Here is a 16,959-nt window from a genome sequence, read left to right as displayed (position 1 = left end):
GCACATGAGCGATCTCTTCAGCCTGGCCGGGCGGACGGCCATGGTCACCGGCGCCAACACCGGCCTTGGCCAGGCGATGGCCGTGGCTCTGGCCGAGGCCGGGGCCGACATCGTCGCCGTCGGCCGCTCGGCCGCGACCGACACCGAGGCCGGCGTGCGCGCCGCCGGCCGCGCCTTCCATTTCGTCCAGGCCGACCTCGGCCAGCCGAACATCTCGGGCGACATCATCGCCGCCGCAAAGGCCGCCGCGGCGGCGCCCGACATCCTGGTCAACAACGCGGGGATCATCCGGCGCAACGATGCGTTGGACTTCACCGAGGAGGACTGGGACGCGGTGATGGATGTGAACCTGAAGACCGCCTTCTTCCTCTCCCAGGCCGCCGCCCGCGAGATGCTCGGAAAAGGCGCCGGAAAGGTGATCAACATCGCCTCCATGCTGTCTTTCCAGGGCGGCGTGCGCGTGGCTTCCTACGCGGCAAGCAAGAGCGGCATCGCCGGTCTGACCCGCCTGCTCGCCAACGAGTGGGCGGTCAAGGGAATCAATGTGAACGCCATCGCGCCCGGCTATTTCTCGACCAACAACACCGAGGCCCTGCGGGCCGACGAGGCGCGCAACAAGTCCATCCTCGAGCGCATCCCGGCCGGCCGTTGGGGCCAGCCGTCGGATCTTGGCGGCGCGGCCGTGTTCCTGGCCTCGGCGGCCTCGAACTATGTGCATGGCGCCATCCTGCCCGTGGACGGGGGATGGCTGGCCCGCTGACCGGTTCCGCGAACACCGGAGGGGTGTCCTCCAATGGCCAGGTCCGCAAGAACCTGGCGCTGCTCGGCGACCTGCTCGCCGAGGCCATCCGCTATCTTGATGGCGAGGATGCCGCCCGTCTGGTCGAGGCGGCCCGGGCCGCCGCCGGAGAGGGTGGCGAAGCGCCTCATCTCGGCTTCCTGTTCAACGCGGTGACCCCATCGGAAGCCTCGCTGCTGGCCCGAGCCTTCGCCTGCGCCTCCATGCTGGCCAACATCGGCGAGGATGTCGCCGGCCGCCGGGCCGAAGCCGAGGCCGAAAGCCAGGCAGAGACCGCCACCCTGGCCGACGCCCTCAAGGCGCTCGGCGAGCCCGGCGCCCGGGCGCTGACCGGTCTGTCGGTCACCCCGGTGCTCACCGCCCACCCGACCGAGGTTCGCCGCCGGGCCCTGGTCGAGCGCCAGGTCGAGATCGCCCGGCTGATGGCCCTGCGCCGCCATCACCTGCCGCCGGCCCTCGACCGCCAGATCCGCGAGGATCTGTTCCGCGAGACGGCTCTGCTCTGGCGCACCCGGCTCTACCGGCCCGAGAAGATCACCGTCGCCGACGAGATCCGCAACGCCCTGTCGGTGGTGCGCACCGCCATCCTGCCGGCCCTGATCGAGCTCTACGACCGCTGGGGTGAGGAGATCGGCGAGCTCGGTCCCATCCTCAAGCTCGGCACCTGGCTGGGCGGCGACCGCGACGGCCACCCCGGGGTCGGAGCCGAGACTCTGGCGCTGGCCTTGAAGTCGCAGGCCCGGCTGATCCTCGACCACTATGCTTCCGAGGTGCGACGGCTGTGGTCGGACCTGGCCATCTCGACCGCCTATGGGCCAGCCTCCGAGTCCCTGCTGGCGCTGGCCATGCAGGCTGACCAGCCGAGCGTCCATCGCCTGGATGAACCCTATCGTCTAGCCTTCGAACGCATCTTCGACCGCCTCTGCGCCACCTCGGTCAAGCTGACGGGGACGCGGGTCGCCTATGCCGTCAGCGATCCGGACGGCCCCGCCTATGACGCCCCCGAGGCCTTCATCGCCGACCTTGAGGTCATCCGCGTCTCGCTGGAAACCCATGGCGGCGCGCGCCTGGTCGGCGGCCGGCTCAAGACCCTGCTGGCCCTGGCCCGGGCCGCCGGCTTCCACCTGCTTTCGGTCGATCTGCGGCAGAACTCCGATGTCCATGAGCGGGTCATCGCCGACCTTCTCAAACAAGCCGGCGGCGAAGCCGACTACCTGGCGCTGAGCGAGGACGCCCGCGTCGCCATCCTGCTCGAGGAACTGGCCACCCCGCGCCCGCTGCGCTCGCCTTTCACCGCCTATGGCGAGGAGACGGCCCGCGAGCTGTCGATCATCGACGCCGCCGCCCGCGCCATTGCCGACTACGGCCCGGCGGCCATCGGCGCCTATGTCGTCTCCAAGTCGGCCACCGTCTCCGACATCCTCGAACCCCTGGTCCTTCTGAAGCAGTCTGGCCTGGTCTGGGGCGGCGCCCAGCCGCGCGCCGCGGTGCGCGTCAGCCCGTTGTTCGAAACCATCGGCGACCTGGAGGCGGGCCCGGCCGTGCTCCGCGCCTGGCTGGAGACCGACGCCGCCAGGTCCCTGCTCGGCCCGTCGCCGGTGCAGGAGGTGATGGTCGGCTATTCGGACAGCAACAAGGACGGCGGCTATGTCGCCTCCCGCTGGGGCGTGGCCCGGGCCGCCACGGCCCTGGCCGCCGAATGTGACCGGCTGGGCGTCGGCCTGCGCATCTTCCACGGCCGAGGCGGCTCGGTCGGCCGGGGCGGGGGTCCCGCCGCCGAGGCCGTGCTGGCCCAGCCACCCGGCACCGTCCAGGGCCGCCTGCGGATGACCGAGCAGGGCGAGATGATCTTCCGCCGCTTCGGCGACCAGCCCACCGCCCGCCGCAACCTCGAGGGCCTGACCGCCGCCGTCCTCACCGCCACCGCCCGGCCGCGCGACCCCGTCCACCCCAGGGCGGTCGAAGCCATGGACGCCCTGGCCGCCGGCGCCTTCGCCCACTATCGCGCCCTCGTCTACGACACCCCGGGCTTCGAGGATTTCTTCTGGTCCGCCACCCCGATCGCCGAGATCGTCACGCTCAACATCGGCAGCCGCCCCGCTTCACGGACCAAGAGCCGCCGCATCGAAGACCTGCGGGCCATTCCCTGGGTGTTCAGCTGGTCGCAGGCGCGGATCATGCTGCCGGGCTGGTACGGCCTGGCCGGCGGCGCGCAGCGGGCGGGTCTGGAGCCGGCCCGGCTGGCAGAACTGGCCGCCGAGTTCGACATCGTCGAGGCCCTGTTGTCCAACATGGAACTGGCCCTGGCCCAGAGCGATATGGCTCTGGCGGTGCGCTATGCGGCCCTGTGCGAGGACCGCGCCTCGGCCGACCCGATCTTCGACGCCATCCGCCGCGAGCATGACGCGGCCGTCGATCTGGCCCTGGCGATCCGGGGCGGAACGAAGCTCCTCGATGACCGCCCCGACCTGGCCGAGTCCGTCGCGCTGGCTGCTGGTTCCGTCAGGCCCCTCAACCACTTGCAGCTGGAACTTCTCAGCCGCCGCCGCAAGGGCGATGACAGCGAGGAGACGCGGCTGGCGATCCAGCTGACAGTGACGGGGATCGCGGCGGGCCTGCGTAATACCGGCTAGGTCAGGCTGCTCAGGTAAGCCTCCAGGTTCGTGTAGCCATCACCGTCCTTGTCACCGGCGCCATCCGTGCCATCGGACGGGTCGAGCCCGTGCTGGCGCTCCCAGGCATCCGCCATCCCGTCGCGGTCCACGTCCGCCGGCGCCGCCCCAGCCTTCAGCGCCGGCCAGCCGCCGACCTGGGTTTCGCTGTCGATCAGCCGGCCCCTTCCGTCCCTCACGCCTGCCACGATACGCAGGTCCACCGCGTCGCGCGCCTTCGAGGCGCCGGCCCGCGCCAGCACCGCCTCCGCCGCCACCGCTGACGACGTGGTCGTGACATTCGAGGCGGCGAGGGGACCCGTCGCCCGATACCCGGCCGGCGGCTTGCATCCGACCAGGCTCCAGGGATCGGCCGGAACCACGCCCGCCATGCTGTTGTCGGCGAACCAGGCCCGCGACAGGCTGTTGTCCTCGCAGAAGGCCAGCCGGCCGACGCTGTCGGGCCCGGGCAGGTAGCTGTTGCCGACGAAGTCGTAGGCCGCCAGCGCCGCCGTGTCGGCGTTGTAGCCCGCATGGCCGCCGCCCCAGTTGTAGAAGACGTTGTTGCGGAACTCGATGAAGGGGCCAAGCGGATCCACCTCCGGGCCGTTGTAGTTGCCGGGTCTCGGCATCCGCGCCTGATGACTGGCCCACAGGTTGTGGTGGAAGCTCATCCTCGCCCCGTGGCCGCCCCGGATCAGGCTGCCGTAGCCGTGGCGGCCCTTCTCGTGCAGCGACCGGTTCAGGCTCTCGCCGATCAGGCTCCACTGCACGGTGACGTCGTAGACGCCATCCTCCGGCGGGCTGTAGCGGCTGCCCACCGACAGGGTCTCGTCCACCGACCAGCTGGCCGAGATGTGGTCGAGCATGATGCGGCGGCCGCGCGAGACCGTGACCGCGTCCTCCTGGACACCAGACTCTCCGCCCAGCCGCACCCGCAGGAAGCGCACCACCACATCGTCGGCGGCGATGATCAGCGGCTGGTCGGCCAGGGTAATTCCATCGCCCGGCGCGGTCTGGCCGGCGATGGTGATGCGGCCGCGGGAGACCTTCAGGGGCGATTTCAGCCGGATGGTTCCGGCCGTCTCGAACACCACCGTCCGCGGCCCCTTGGCCTCTACGGCGGCGCGCAGGCTGCCAGGTCCGGCGTCGTCCAGATTGGTCACGAAAAGCACCGCCCCGCCCCGGCCGCCCTGCGAAAACCGTCCGTGTCCCTCGGCGCCGGGGAAGGCGGGCAGGGGATCGGCGGCGGCCGCCGGATGGGCGAAAGCGGCGCAGGCGGCGCCCAGCAGGCAGGCGGCAAGACGGCTCACGTTCGAATTCTCCCGTTAGGTGAACTTCGGCGGAAGTTCGGCGGAGGGGCTTGTCAAATCGTTCGAAAGCGAGATATCAACGCCGATGATACCGGTGTCAAACAAGTTCCGACTTGTAATGACACCGGTGTCACCAACCCGGGGGCGTTGCCAGGAGGGCGCCGGTCCCGGATCGTGTCACAGGTAGGCAGGACGGCGGCGTCAGACCGCGGACGAGCCTGAAAGGGGAGGGACTACAGGATGTCCAACAAGGATCGTTCGCGCGGCTTCGCGCTCCGTTGTGGCGCGTCGCTGGCGGCCATGACCGTCGCGCTCGGCGCCGCCGGCTATGCCTCGGCGCAGGAGGCGCCGGCGACGACCGAAGACGGCGACGTCGAGGTGGTTGTCGTCACCGGCTTCAAGGGTAGTCTGGCCAACGCCATCGCCGCCAAGCGCCAGGAGACGGCGGTCGTCGACTCGATCAAGGCCGAAGACATCGCCGACTTTCCTGATCTGAACCTGGCTGAGGCCATTCAGCGTATTCCCGGGGTTTCCATCGACCGTGACGCCGGCGAGGGCCGTTCGATCACTGTCCGCGGGCTCGGTTCAGACTTCACTCGCATCCGGGTCAACGGCATCCAGGCCCTGGCGACGACCGGCGGCACCGACAGCTCCGGCGGCGCCAACCGCACGCGCCAGTTCGACTTCAACATCTTCGCCTCGGAACTGTTCAACTCCATCACCGTCCGCAAGACGCAGTCGGCGGCGGTCGAGGAAGGCTCGCTCGGCGCGACGGTCGATCTGCGCACCTCGCGACCGTTCGACTTCAAGGACCGTGTCCTGACCCTCGCCGGCCAGTACGGCTACAACGACCTGGCCAGCGAGTATAACCCGCGTGGCGCCTTCCTATGGTCCGACCAGACCGATAGCGGGAACCTCGGCGCGCTGTTCTCGATCGCCTACAGCGAACGTGACCTCCTGGAAGAGGGCTTCAGCTCCGTGCGCTGGGCCGACTCGGGCGCCACCGGCTCGGCGTTCCAGTCCTGCAGCGCCGCCGCCGCCGCGGTCTGCGCCCCGGCGACCCGGGACTCCATCTATTCGCCCCGCATTCCCCGCTACGGTCGCCTGACGCACAGCCAGGAACGGCTGGGGATCACCGGCAGCCTGCAGTGGATGCCTCGCGAGGGCACGACCTTCTCGTTCGATGTCCTCTATGCCGACCTCAAATCGACCCGCCAGGAGGACTTCCTCGAGAGCCTGTCGTTCAGCCGTTCCGGCGCCCAGGGGAAGGGTGCAACCGACGTTCTGGCCGCGGAAGTCGATAGCCGCGGCAACCTCGTCTACGGCCTCTTCGATGATGTCGATGTCCGCAGCGAGTCGCGTTTCGACGCCCTTGAGACGGAGTTCACCCAGTACACCTTCGAACTGGACCACGAGTTCAACGACCAGTGGCGGGCCAACTTCGTGCTCGGCAGCGCGCTCTCGGTGTTCCGCAACCCGCTGCAGACCACGGTCACCCTCGATCGCCTCGATATCGACGGCTACAGCTGGGACTTCCGGGGCAATGATCGCCAACCGAAGATCAACTACGGCTTCGACGTCGCCAACCCCGCCAACTGGCAGTGGATCAACACGCCGGGCGCCGGCGCCACCGGCACTGAAATCCGCATCCGGCCGCAGGGCGTCGACAACGCCTACAAGACTGTCCGCTACGACATGGCCTGGGACGCGACCGATTGGCTGACGGTCAAGGCCGGCATCAACTGGTCGGAGTTCACCTTCGAGAGCTTCGAAAAGCGGCGCGCAAGCGAGACCTCGGTCCCGGCCCTGCCGCCCGGCGTGACCATCGCCGACATCTCCAAGGTGCTGACCGGCTACGGCTCCGGCGGTCTGCACCGCAGCTGGGTCGTGCCGGACGTGCGCGCCATCGCCCGGCTGTACGACATCTACTGCAACTGCAACACCGGCGTGACCGGCGGCGACTTCACCCTCGCCGGCGAGACCAACGGGTCGGCGCGCGGCAACAATCGCGGCGCCATCGAAACCGCCTCCAGCGTCTACCTGATGGGCGAATTCCGCACCGAAATCTTCGGCCACGGCCTGCGCGGTGACTTCGGCCTGCGGTCCGTGAAGACCGACATCGAGGCGAGCGGCTACCTGGCGACCGGCGGCGCCACCAAGGTTGTCGTCGGCAACGAGTACAGCGACGTTCTGCCGTCGTTGAACCTGGCCTTCGACGTGACCGACCAGTTCCTGATCCGCTTCGGCGCGGCCAAGGTGATGGCGCGGCCGCAGTTGCAGAACCTGTCGCCGGGCGGCACGGTCAACACGGCGGCTCGCACGGTGGTTTCCGGCAATCCGCTGCTCGATCCCTTCGAGGCCAAGACCTACGATCTGAGCTTCGAATGGTATTTCGCCAAGGATTCCCTGCTCTCCGTCGCCCTGTTCTACAAGGACATCGACAGCTACATTCAGACCCTGCGGGAAAACCGGCCCTACGACACGACCGGCCTGCCGCTCACCCTGCTGCCCCCGGGCCAGGATGGCTCCACGGCTTACGACGTGACCAGCCCGATCAATACCGAGGGCGGCCCGCTGAAGGGCTTCGAGATCAGCTACCAGCAACCGTTCACCTTCCTGCCCGGGCTGCTTCGCAACACCGGCCTGGTGCTCAACTACACCTACGTGGAATCGGAGATCGAGTACGCCGTCTCGGCCACCTCACCGGTCAAGGTGACCGACGACCTCGTGAACCTGTCGCCCACCGCCTACAACGCGACGATCTACTACGAGGACGACCGGTTCAGCGCCCGTGTCTCCGCCGCCTACCGCGACGACTACCTTCAGACGGTGCCGGGGCGGAACAGCAGCGCGGCGGTCGGGGCGACCAACCTCAACGACGTGGAAGGCAAGAAGGCGACGCTCAATGTCGATGCTTCGGCCTCCTTCAAGGTCACCGACAAGCTGACCATCACGGCCGAGGGGCTGAACCTGACAGACGAGTTCAACGATCAGTACATCTCGTCCACCGGCGATCGCTCCAGCGTCTACCACCACACCGGCCGGCAGTTCTTCGTCGGCTTCCGCTACACCTTCTAACCTACCTCCTTGCGCAAACTGGGCGCCGGGACGTGACCCCGGCGCCCATTCTTTTCAGCTAGGCTGGCGCCCCAGGCAGTTCACAGGAGCGCGTGATGACTCACGACCGGATGTCCGTTCTTTCAGCGATGATGAAGCAGGGGGTTATCCCGGTCTTCTACCACCCGGACCCGGAGGTCTGCGTCAACGTCATCCAGGCCTGCGTCAACGGCGGCGCGCCCTGTATCGAGTTCACCAATCGCGGCGACTTCGCGGCGCACGTCTTCCTCGACGTCGCCCGCCATTTCGCCAAGGCCGATCCGCGCGTGGTCATGGGCGTCGGCTCGGTGGTCGATGCGCCGACGGCCGGCATCTACATCGCCAATGGGGCCAAGTTCGTCGTCGGCCCGATCCTCAACGCCGACGTCGCCAGGGTCTGTAACCGCCGGATGATCCCCTACAGCCCGGGCTGCGGCTCGGCCTCGGAAATCTCCTACGCCCAGGAGCTGGGCTGCGAGATCGTCAAGGTCTTCCCGGGCACGCAGGTCGGCGGCCCGGAGTTCGTCAAGGCCGTGCTCGGCCCCATGCCCTGGACCCGCATCATGCCGACCGGCGGGGTCGATCCCACCGAGGACAGCGTCAAGGCCTGGTTCGGGGCCGGCATCGTCGCCGCCGGCATGGGCAGCAAGCTGATCACCCAGGACCTGCTGGACGCCAGGGACTGGGCCGGCATCGAAACCAAGGTCCGTGAGACCGTCCAGCTGATCGAGAAATACCGGAAAAAATGAGCGACATCCTCACCCTCCGCCCCGCCGAAGACTGCCGCTGGGACTGCGTCTCCTTCGGCGAGGTGATGCTGCGCTTCGATCCCGGTCATGGCCGGGTGCGCAACGCCCGCCAGTTCAACGTCTGGGAGGGGGGCGGGGAGTACAATGTCGCCCGCGCCATGCGCAAATGCTGGGGCAAGCGCGCCGCCGCCGTCACCGCCTTGCCGGTCAATGACCTCGGCTGGCTGGTCGAGGATCTGATGATGCAGGGCGGGGTCGACACCAGCCATGTCATCTGGCGCGAGTTCGACGGCATCGGCCGCAACACCCGTGTCGGCCTCAACTTCACCGAAAAAGGCTTCGGTGTTCGCGCCGCCCTCGGCTGCTCCGACCGCGCCAACTCGGCCGCCAGTCAGATCGCTCCGGGCGAAGTCGACTGGGACCGGCTGTTTGGCGAGGAAGGCGTGCGCTGGTTCCACACCGGCGGCATCTTCGCGGCCCTGTCGCCCAACACGGCCCAGGCGGTCATCGAGGCGGTCAAGGCGGCCCGCAAGTACGGCACGGTCGTCTCCTACGACCTCAACTACCGGGCCAGCCTGTGGAAGAGCCAGGGCGGCAAGCCGGGCGCCCAGGCGATCAACCGCGAGATCGCCCAGTACGTCGATGTGATGATCGGCAATGAGGAGGACTTCACCGCCTGCCTTGGCTTCGAGGTCGAAGGGCTCGATGAGCACATCAGCGCCATCGACCCGGCCAACTTCAAGACCATGATCGCCACGGCGGTCCGCGAGTTCCCGAACTTCAAGGTCGCGGCCACGACGCTGCGCAATGCTAAGACCGCCACCTTCAACGACTGGTCGGCCATCCTCTGGGCGGGCGGCGAGTTCTACGCCTCGCAGATGCGCGAGAACCTGGAGATCTACGACCGCGTTGGCGGCGGCGACGGCTTCGCCTCCGGGCTGGCCTACGGCTTCCTGGAGGGCAAGGGCCCGCAGGCGGCGGTCGAGTACGGCGCGGCCCATGGGGCGCTGGCCATGACGACGCCCGGCGACACCTCGATGGTGCGGGCCAGCGAAGTCGAGGCGGTCATGCACGGCAAGGGCGCTCGGGTCATCCGCTAGCCCTGACCGCGCAGCGGCGGGGAGGAGAGGTTTACGGACGGCAGGAGTCGCCCACGAAAAGCGCCCCGGAGTCTCCTCCGGGGCGTTTCCATTTCAGTTTCGGCCTAGTGGCTGATGACCTCGAAGATCAGGCCGGTGGCAATGGCGGCCAGCAGGAAGTCGTCGCCCGAGCGGTACCAGTAGTAGCCGCGCGGCGGCGGGCGCAGGCGGTAGCGACCGTAGTCGTAGATCCGGTAGTCGTTCGACCGGTAGTAGCTCGGCAGATAGGCCCCACGCCGCCAGGCGGCGTAGCCCGGGCGGTAGTAGGGGTCGTTGTAGTAGGCGCTCGGCGGCGGGCCGTAGTGCCAGCGGTTGCGGTAGTAGTAGCCGTTGTGACGGGCGCGGTCCCAGCGGGCTTCGCGGCGGTCCTGACGGTAGTCCCGGCGATCTTCACGGCGATCCTGACGGTAGTCCCGACGATCGTCGCGGCGCTCACGACGGTAGTCGCGTCGGTCGTCGCGGCGTTCGTAACGATCACGGTTCTGGGCGGAAGCCTCGGTGGCCACCATGGTCATCGGTCCGGCCACACAGGCGGCGGCGGCAAAGGCCATTAGCAGACGTTTCATGGTCGACGTCCTCCTTCTGGTCGACAGCGCGGCCAGAGTGGAGGACCGCGCGATTTACCCTCGACAGGCGATCAGAGTGAATCGACGCGCCTGAACCCAGCCTGAACGATCATGTCAGGAACGCTGTTCCCGCCCCCCTCCAGAAGCTTACCGCGACCCCGGCGGATTCATCCCCTCTCAAGGCGTGTGAACGTAACGCTACCAGTCCCTTACCCGCGTCCTAACAGGCTGAAACTATTCCGGAAAAAATCGCCCAAAATGTCGCGGCGGCGCATCCGATTAACCTTGAATTCAGAGACGCGGCTCTTTGCTCGTATCCGTGATCAACGCGAACCGGCCGCCAGAACGGCGCCAAACACGGGATACGGCATCATGATGATGAGCCACGAAACCGAAGCCCACCTGCCCCTGCCGGGGCCGGACACCTCGGGCGACGAGCTGTTCCGCATGGGAATGCTCTATTCCACCGGTCAGGGCGGCGCGCCGCTCGACTACGTCTCGGCCCACATGCTGTTCAACCTCGCGGCGATGCGCGGCTCGATGGAAGCGCGGCTGTACCGCAAGGAACTGAGCCAGGAGATGGCCTCGGACGAGGTCGCCGAAGCCCAGCGCCAGGCGCGCGAATGGCTGGCCCGGGCCTAACCTAGTTGTTGCTGTTCGGGTTCAGGTCGTAGCTGAACCCGAAGCTGATCGGGATCAGGTCCCGGAAGTACTGCTGCAGGAACAGGTTGGCCTCGGCCACCTCGCTGCGCGGCACATAGACCAGGTCGAAGCGGCGCAGCGGCACAAGGTCCGCGCCGCCCTGGTTCGATCCCTTCAGCAGATCCACCGTCCGCCGCATGAACCGCCCGTCGGCGGTACGGCGCAGGATGACCACCTGCTTGCGCTTGGCGCTGGTCTTGAAGCCGCCGGCCATGGCCACCGCCTGTAGCGAATTGATGTCGCCAGGCATGTCGTAGATGCCGGCCTTCTCGACCTCTCCGTAGACGAACACCTTCAGGGGCTGGGCGGTCTTCACGCCGACCGTGACCTGTGGCCGCAGCAGTTCCCGCGAATAGGCCTGGGCCAGGGCCGCCTCGACCTCGGGCAGGGTACGGTCGGCGACCATCACCGGGCCGACGAGCGGCAGGGCGATTCGCCCGTCCGGCTGGATGAAGCCGGTCTTGTTCAGCTCCGGGGCCGAGGCGATGGAGATCTCCAGCTCGTCGCCCGGATAAACGCGATAGGCCGGCTCGGCCTCGCTCCAGTCGGCATAGGCGATGTCGGGAAACGCCTGTCCTCTGGGGGCGGCGGTCGGGCGGTCCTTGTCCTTGCCGCCGAAGGGCCACCAGGCATTGGCGGCGACAGGCGCGCTGGCCATGGCCAGGACACTGAAAGCTGCAACAAGACGGCGCGCGCGGATCATGGGGCAAAGGTTAAGGAGAATGGGTAACGGACCGTTAATGCCGCCCGCGCGAGGGTGCCCGTGAAGAGAGGGCGTTTCGCAGAATCGCATGGCCTACGCCGGCAACTGGACCACCGTACCGCATGATCCGCCGGCCCGCGCCGACTGGGCCGGTCGGCCGCGCTATGCGCCGTCCGACTTCGTCACCCTGCTGTGGCGCGAGAAGGGGCTGATGCTCCTGGTCTTCCTGCTGCTGTTCGTCATCGGGGCCGGCTTCTCCTTCACCCTCAAGAAGTCCTACACCGCCGGCTCCAGCGTGCTGGTCCAGCTGGGCCAGGAATATGTCTACGAGCCCCGGGCCGGCGACGCCGCCCGCGGCGCGGTGCCCGACACCGACAGCCTCGTGGCCTCGGAAGCCGAGATCCTGCTGTCGGCGCAGCTGCGTGAACGCACCCTGCGCAAGCTCGGCCTGGCCAATGTCTACCCCGCCGCCGGGAAGGTCTACGACGCCGCCCCGGCCGCCGAGAAGCCGCTGATCCTGGCCAAGGCGGTGCAGGACATGGGCGAGAGCATGAATGTGGCGACCACGCCGCAGAACCCGGTCATCCGCATCAGTTTCGAGCATGAGGACCCGGCCGTCGCCGCCCGGGTGCTGAATACGTTTTTGGAGGAGTACCTCACTTACCGCCGCACCGTCCTGGTCCAGACCGCCTCGCCGGCCCTGGAGCGCCAGCGGGTGCTGTTCGAGGAGCGGCTGGCGCAGGCCGACACCGCCTATCAGGAGTTCCTGCAGAACAACAATCTCGGCGACTTCGCCGCCACCAAGGCCAGCATGACCCAGTTGATCGGCCAGCTGGAAGGCCAACGCTACACGCTGGAAGCCAGCATCCAGGAGCGTCAGGGACGCCTGGCCGGCCTCGAGACCCAGTTGACCGGCTTCTCGCCGACCACCACCCTCTACAGCGACGTCAACACCGCCGACTCCGACCAACTGGCCAAGCTGAAGGTACAGCGCGAGGACCTGCGCAGCCGCTACACCCCCGACAGCCAGACCCTGCAGAACATCGACGCCCAGATCCGCACCCTGGAGGCCGCCGTCGCCGCCGGCCGCACGACCGCGCCCGGCGCCCGCCGCATGGGTCCCAACCCGGTCTACCAGACCCTGGTGACCGAGAAGGCCCAGCTGGTCGCCGAAATCTCCTCCCTGAAGAGCGCCCGCGACACCAACGCCGCCCAGTACGTCGAGGCGACCACCAAGCTGCAGCAACTGGCCGAGCTGGAACCGCAATTCACCGAGCTGACCCGCGACCGCGACATCCTGCAAAGCTCGGTGCGCGACTACACCGTCAAGGAACAGCAGGACGACGCCGCCCGCATGATGGCCGCCGAGAGCAACGACAACATCCGCATCTTCGAACGGGCCAGCCCGCCGGCCAAGGGCGCCAGCCTGAAGAAGCCGGTGCTGATCCTCGCCTTTCTGTTCGCCGCCTTCTCGGCCCTCTGCGCCGGCCTGCTGCGCATGTTCCTGCGGCCGGGGATGCCGACCCCGGCCTCGGCTTCGCGCACCCTCGACCTGCCGGTGCTGGGCGCCGCGCCGTACAAGGTGCGGTGATCCAACGCTCCCCCGTCGTCATCCTCGGGCTTGTCCCGAGGACCCATTTATCAGCCAGGCGCGAACCGATGAGGCTTCGCTCGTGAGGAACCGCCAGACGCTTGTCGCAGCCGAACGATGGGTCCTCGGGACAAGCCCGAGGATGACGAAACGGGGGGAGTAGAGTGCGGCGCCAACCGGCCCCGCGATGTGATTCTATGGCGCAGACGGCAAGGCGGGCCGTCAGCGGCCGGATGGGCTAACCTGTAGACCGCAGTGCGTGCGTGGCGATTCGACGGATGGTGGACCTGAGCGGCGAAATGGGGGGGCTGTGGGCGACGCTTGGCGCGCCCGCTCCCGGCCGCGCGCGCGTCATCCAGTTCGTCGCCGCCCGGGCCGGCGAGGGGACTTCCACCGTCGCCCGCGAGTTCGCCCGCTTCGCCGCCCGCCGCGCCGGCAAGACGGTCTGGCTGATCGACCTGGACCTGCAGGCCTCGCCGCAGCACGCCGCCATCGCCGCCGATCCCGCCCACTACGGCGCCCTCGGCAAGGCCTCCTCGGCCAGCCCGGACGGCAGCAGCTTCCTGACCGTCCAGCCGCCCCAGAAGACCGCCGACGGCGCGCTGATTCCCAACGCCCGCTACATTGCCGCCCACCAGGTCGGCGAAGCCCGCTGGTGGGTCACCCGCTTCCGCCGCGAGGTGCTCAAGGGCCGCCAGACCGTCCACATCCTGCCCGGCGCCGACTACTGGAACGCGCTGCGCAAGCACGCCGACCTGATTGTCATCGACGCCCCGGCCGCCGACCGCTCCCAGGCCGCCCTGACCGTGGCCCCCTTCATCGACCAGACGGTGCTCGTCGTCGCGGCCGACCAGCCTGACGTCCGGGCCCCGGCGCAGCTGCGCGACGCCATCGCCACGGCCGGCGGCCGGGTGGCCGGCGTCTTCTTCAACCGCGCCATGGTCGAACCGCCCGGCTTCCTGCGGCGGATCCTGCCGTGATTACCTCCATTTTTCCGCTCATCCCGGCGAATGCCGGGACCCAGTTCGTAGGGCGCGGTTGGGTAGGACTCGTGCCTGTAGGCACGGCGCGGTCCTGCTCGTGGCGATCCCGGCCGTGCCCAAGGGCACGTATCGCAAGCATCGAGATCACGCGGATGGGTCCCGGCATTCGCCGGGATGAGCGGTAGAAAAGTGCTGGCGCATGAGGCTTGGAGGCCTCCGCCCCCGCCGCCCGGCGCTCCGCAGGCCCCACGCCCGATAGCCCCGCCCCGACCCCGCCGCCGCGCCGACCTCTTCGACTGGATGGCCTACGGGCTCTCGGTCTTCATGCTGCTGATCTTCAGCCAGGGCTGGATCATGCCGATCTTCGGGGCGACGTTCGACGCCGCCGCCTCGGGCATCGTCCGCAACGCCTACCTGCCGGCCTACGCGGCCGCCATCCTGCTGATGGCCATGAACCTGGGCGAGGTGGTCAAGGGCACGCTGCGCCAGCCCTTCCTCGTCCTGATCATGATGGTCGTCGCCGCCTCCATGCTGTGGTCGCTGGCTCCCGACGCCACCCTGCGCCGGATGATCGCCCTCTACGCCACCACGCTGGGCGGCATCGTCATCGCCGCCCGCTACCGCTGGGCGACGCTGGCCGAGATCATCGGGGCCTCCTTCCTGATCCTGGCGGTGGTCTCCTTCCTCCTCGCCGTCGGCGTCCCCTCGATCGGCAAGATGCAGACCCTGTTCCCCGGCGCCTGGCGCGGCGTCTGGGTCGAGAAGAACGGCCTGGGCGGCATGATGGCCATGGGCTTCGGCGTCTGCGCCGCCGCCGGCCTGCTGAACCCCAGGCGGTCCTGGCTGTGGTACGGCGCGGCCATCCTCACCCTGTTCCTGGTCATCATGTCGACCTCCAAGACCTCGCTGGTCTCGCTGGTGCTGGGGGCAGGGGGGCTGGCCTTCATCTGGATCGTCCGCCGGGGCGCCGCCTCCGCCGTCGCCGCCACCTGGGCCGCCGTGGTCGGGGCCCTGCTGTTCGCCGCCTTCCTGGTGGTCGCCTCCGACGTCTTCCTCGGCCTGCTCGGCAAGGATGCCACCCTGACCGGCCGCACCAAGATCTGGGCCGCCGTCTGGCGCCAGATCGAGGAGCGGCCCTGGACCGGCTATGGCTACAGCGCCGTCTGGGACGACAAGTCCGGCTGGGGACCCCTGTCATGGATCACCAAGGAAGCCGGCTTCAAGGCCAGCCACGCCCACAACGCCTGGCTCGAACAGTGGCTGGGCATGGGCTATGCCGGCCTCATCGCCTGGGGCCTGTTCTACCTGCAGACCATGGGGGCGGCGATCGTCTCGGTGTTCCGCGAGAAGGGCGCCTACCTCGCCCTGCCGTTCCTGATCATCTACAGCCTGACCACCCTGACCGAGAGCTTCGCCGTCTCCTACAACGACATGCGCTGGATGATCTTCGTCGCTCTGGCCGTGAAACTGGCCCTTCCGGACCGGGATCAGGAGTAGGACTCGGCGGTGACTGTCTTCCGGCGCGGCCGGATGACCGTCACCGTCAGCGCCGTACGATGACAGCCATCGAATATGTCTAGGCTGTAGGGACGATTTAGGATTCCCATGGATTCCGGGTTCTGATTCAAAGCTGCTTTTTGGAGGCGGCCTTGGAAGGCGAGGTTCTGCGGGACGATCAGTGGGCTCGGATCGAGCCGTTTGTGCCAGGTGGGCGCAAGGGCAAGCGGGGCCCGCGCAGCAACGGGCGTCTGTTCATCGACGCCCTGTTGTGGATGGCCCGTTCGGGGGCCCGGTGGAAGGATCTGCCCGAGCGCTTTGGGCCCGTTGAACGAGCCAAGAAGCGATACTACCGGTGGGTCGAGAAGGGCGTGCTGGACAAGATCTTTGCGGCGGTGGCGGCGGACCCTGACCTGGAATGGGTGATGCTCGACGCCACGGTCATTCGGGCCCACGCCCAAGCCGCTGGAGCGCGGCGAAAAAGGGGGGCCCGGACGCCCAGGCGCTTGGCCGTTCTCGCGGCGGATTCGGCACCAAAATCCACGCCGGCGTAGACGCCCTGGGTCTGCCGATCCGGCTGATGCTCGGCCCAGGACAGCAGAATGACGTGGCTCCGGCCAGCGATCTGATCGACGGACTGGCCGCCCAGCATCTCATCGCCGACAAGGCCTATGACTCCCACCCCCTCTACGCGAAGGTCATCGAGCAAGGTGGTGATCCGGTCGTGCCGCCGCGCCGCAATCGCCTGCGCAAGCACAGCTACGACAAGGACATCTATAAAGAGCGCAACCGCATCGAGCGCTTCTTCAGCCGCATCAAGCACTGCCGGCGCATCGCCACCCGCTACGACAAGCTCGCCCAAACCTTCATGGGCTTCGTAAAGCTCGCCTGCATCATGCTCTGGCTCAAATGATTAAATCGTCCCTACAGCCTAGACATATTCATCTACGGCAAACGGGGACAGGTTGATTTGCCCTGCACCGCCGGTGCGCGACCGGGCGCGGGCGGCCATGGCAAATCAGCGTGTCCCCTCTGTCCCTTGGGCGAGGGCGACAGCCTCATGCAGGGACCAGTCCGTACCCCGTCACCACCACCCACACTTCCCCGGCAAAATCCCGTCTCGATACGGACGCGATCACCCATAAGCGGCCGGCCTCGTCGCAACAAAAA

The 16,959-nt window shown here is 68.1% G+C and carries 13 protein-coding genes; 10 read left to right on the top strand and 3 right to left on the bottom strand.

All coding sequences use genetic code 11. The features are described from left to right. Positions 1 to 4: 4 nt before the first annotated feature. The gene (gene kduD / locus O5I81_RS13140; protein WP_271065330.1) at positions 5 to 760 is read left to right on the top strand and encodes a 2-dehydro-3-deoxy-D-gluconate 5-dehydrogenase KduD; all 756 of its coding nucleotides are present in this window, start codon (positions 5 to 7) and stop codon (positions 758 to 760) included. Then, positions 745 to 3,432, top strand: coding sequence for a phosphoenolpyruvate carboxylase (gene ppc, locus O5I81_RS13135; RefSeq protein WP_271065329.1), 2,688 nt, complete (start codon positions 745 to 747; stop codon positions 3,430 to 3,432). The genes kduD and ppc overlap by 16 nt, the downstream gene beginning before the upstream one ends. Here ppc and O5I81_RS13130 read toward each other — a convergent pair. Continuing rightward, positions 3,429 to 4,763 (bottom strand): pectate lyase, encoded by a 1,335-nt coding sequence (locus tag O5I81_RS13130; RefSeq protein WP_271065328.1) that lies wholly within the window; start codon positions 4,761 to 4,763, stop codon positions 3,429 to 3,431. The genes ppc and O5I81_RS13130 overlap by 4 nt on opposite strands. 240 nt (positions 4,764 to 5,003) lie before the next feature. On the opposite strand from O5I81_RS13130, the gene O5I81_RS13125 reads away from it, so the two are divergent. The 3 genes from O5I81_RS13125 to O5I81_RS13115 all read left to right on the top strand — a co-directional run bounded on the left by O5I81_RS13125 (position 5,004) and on the right by O5I81_RS13115 (position 9,708). Continuing rightward, a complete protein-coding gene (locus tag O5I81_RS13125; protein WP_271065327.1) occupies positions 5,004 to 7,841 on the top strand; it encodes a TonB-dependent receptor in 2,838 nt (945 codons plus the stop codon). Positions 7,842 to 7,936: 95 nt separating this feature from the next. Next, positions 7,937 to 8,608: a bifunctional 4-hydroxy-2-oxoglutarate aldolase/2-dehydro-3-deoxy-phosphogluconate aldolase gene (locus tag O5I81_RS13120; RefSeq protein WP_271065326.1), complete on the top strand. Its 672-nt coding sequence runs from the start codon at positions 7,937 to 7,939 to the stop codon at positions 8,606 to 8,608. After that, the gene (locus O5I81_RS13115; RefSeq protein ID WP_271065325.1) at positions 8,605 to 9,708 is read left to right on the top strand and encodes a sugar kinase; all 1,104 of its coding nucleotides are present in this window, start codon (positions 8,605 to 8,607) and stop codon (positions 9,706 to 9,708) included. Before O5I81_RS13120 ends, O5I81_RS13115 begins: the two co-directional genes overlap by 4 nt. 104 nt (positions 9,709 to 9,812) lie before the next feature. Here the strand turns inward: O5I81_RS13115 and O5I81_RS13110 are convergent, their stop codons facing one another. Further along, positions 9,813 to 10,313 carry an RcnB family protein gene (locus tag O5I81_RS13110; protein WP_271065324.1) on the bottom strand — a complete coding sequence of 167 codons (501 nt, stop codon included), beginning with the start codon at positions 10,311 to 10,313 and terminating at the stop codon, positions 9,813 to 9,815. A 372-nt stretch (positions 10,314 to 10,685) separates the two neighbouring features. On the opposite strand from O5I81_RS13110, the gene O5I81_RS13105 reads away from it, so the two are divergent. Then, positions 10,686 to 10,955, top strand: a complete 270-nt coding sequence (locus tag O5I81_RS13105) for a sel1 repeat family protein (RefSeq protein ID WP_271065323.1) — start codon at positions 10,686 to 10,688, stop codon at positions 10,953 to 10,955. A gap of 1 nt (position 10,956) precedes the next feature. Here the strand turns inward: O5I81_RS13105 and O5I81_RS13100 are convergent, their stop codons facing one another. Continuing rightward, entirely contained in the window at positions 10,957 to 11,673 is a 717-nt protein-coding gene (locus O5I81_RS13100) for a polysaccharide biosynthesis/export family protein (protein ID WP_271065322.1), read from the bottom strand. A gap of 133 nt (positions 11,674 to 11,806) precedes the next feature. On the opposite strand from O5I81_RS13100, the gene O5I81_RS13095 reads away from it, so the two are divergent. The 4 genes from O5I81_RS13095 to O5I81_RS13080 all read left to right on the top strand — a co-directional run bounded on the left by O5I81_RS13095 (position 11,807) and on the right by O5I81_RS13080 (position 16,702). After that, positions 11,807 to 13,309, top strand: a complete 1,503-nt coding sequence (locus O5I81_RS13095; protein WP_271065321.1) for a Wzz/FepE/Etk N-terminal domain-containing protein — start codon at positions 11,807 to 11,809, stop codon at positions 13,307 to 13,309. Between the two features lie 278 nt (positions 13,310 to 13,587). Next, positions 13,588 to 14,289 carry a sugar kinase gene (locus tag O5I81_RS13090; RefSeq protein ID WP_271069028.1) on the top strand — a complete coding sequence of 234 codons (702 nt, stop codon included), beginning with the start codon at positions 13,588 to 13,590 and terminating at the stop codon, positions 14,287 to 14,289. A gap of 303 nt (positions 14,290 to 14,592) precedes the next feature. Further along, positions 14,593 to 15,789, top strand: a complete 1,197-nt coding sequence (locus tag O5I81_RS13085; RefSeq protein ID WP_271065320.1) for an O-antigen ligase — start codon at positions 14,593 to 14,595, stop codon at positions 15,787 to 15,789. A 152-nt stretch (positions 15,790 to 15,941) separates the two neighbouring features. Beyond that, a protein-coding gene (locus O5I81_RS13080; RefSeq protein WP_271065152.1) for an IS5 family transposase occupies positions 15,942 to 16,702 on the top strand; the annotation gives its coding sequence in 2 pieces (ribosomal slippage) (positions 15,942 to 16,266 and positions 16,266 to 16,702; 762 coding nt in all). The last annotated feature ends 257 nt before the right edge of the window (positions 16,703 to 16,959 follow it).

The organism is Caulobacter sp. NIBR1757, assembly GCF_027912495.1.
GTDB lineage: Bacteria > Pseudomonadota > Alphaproteobacteria > Caulobacterales > Caulobacteraceae > Caulobacter.
The sequence above is the reverse complement of the archived record's forward strand: the minus strand, read 5'-3'. Positions and strand labels throughout refer to the sequence as shown.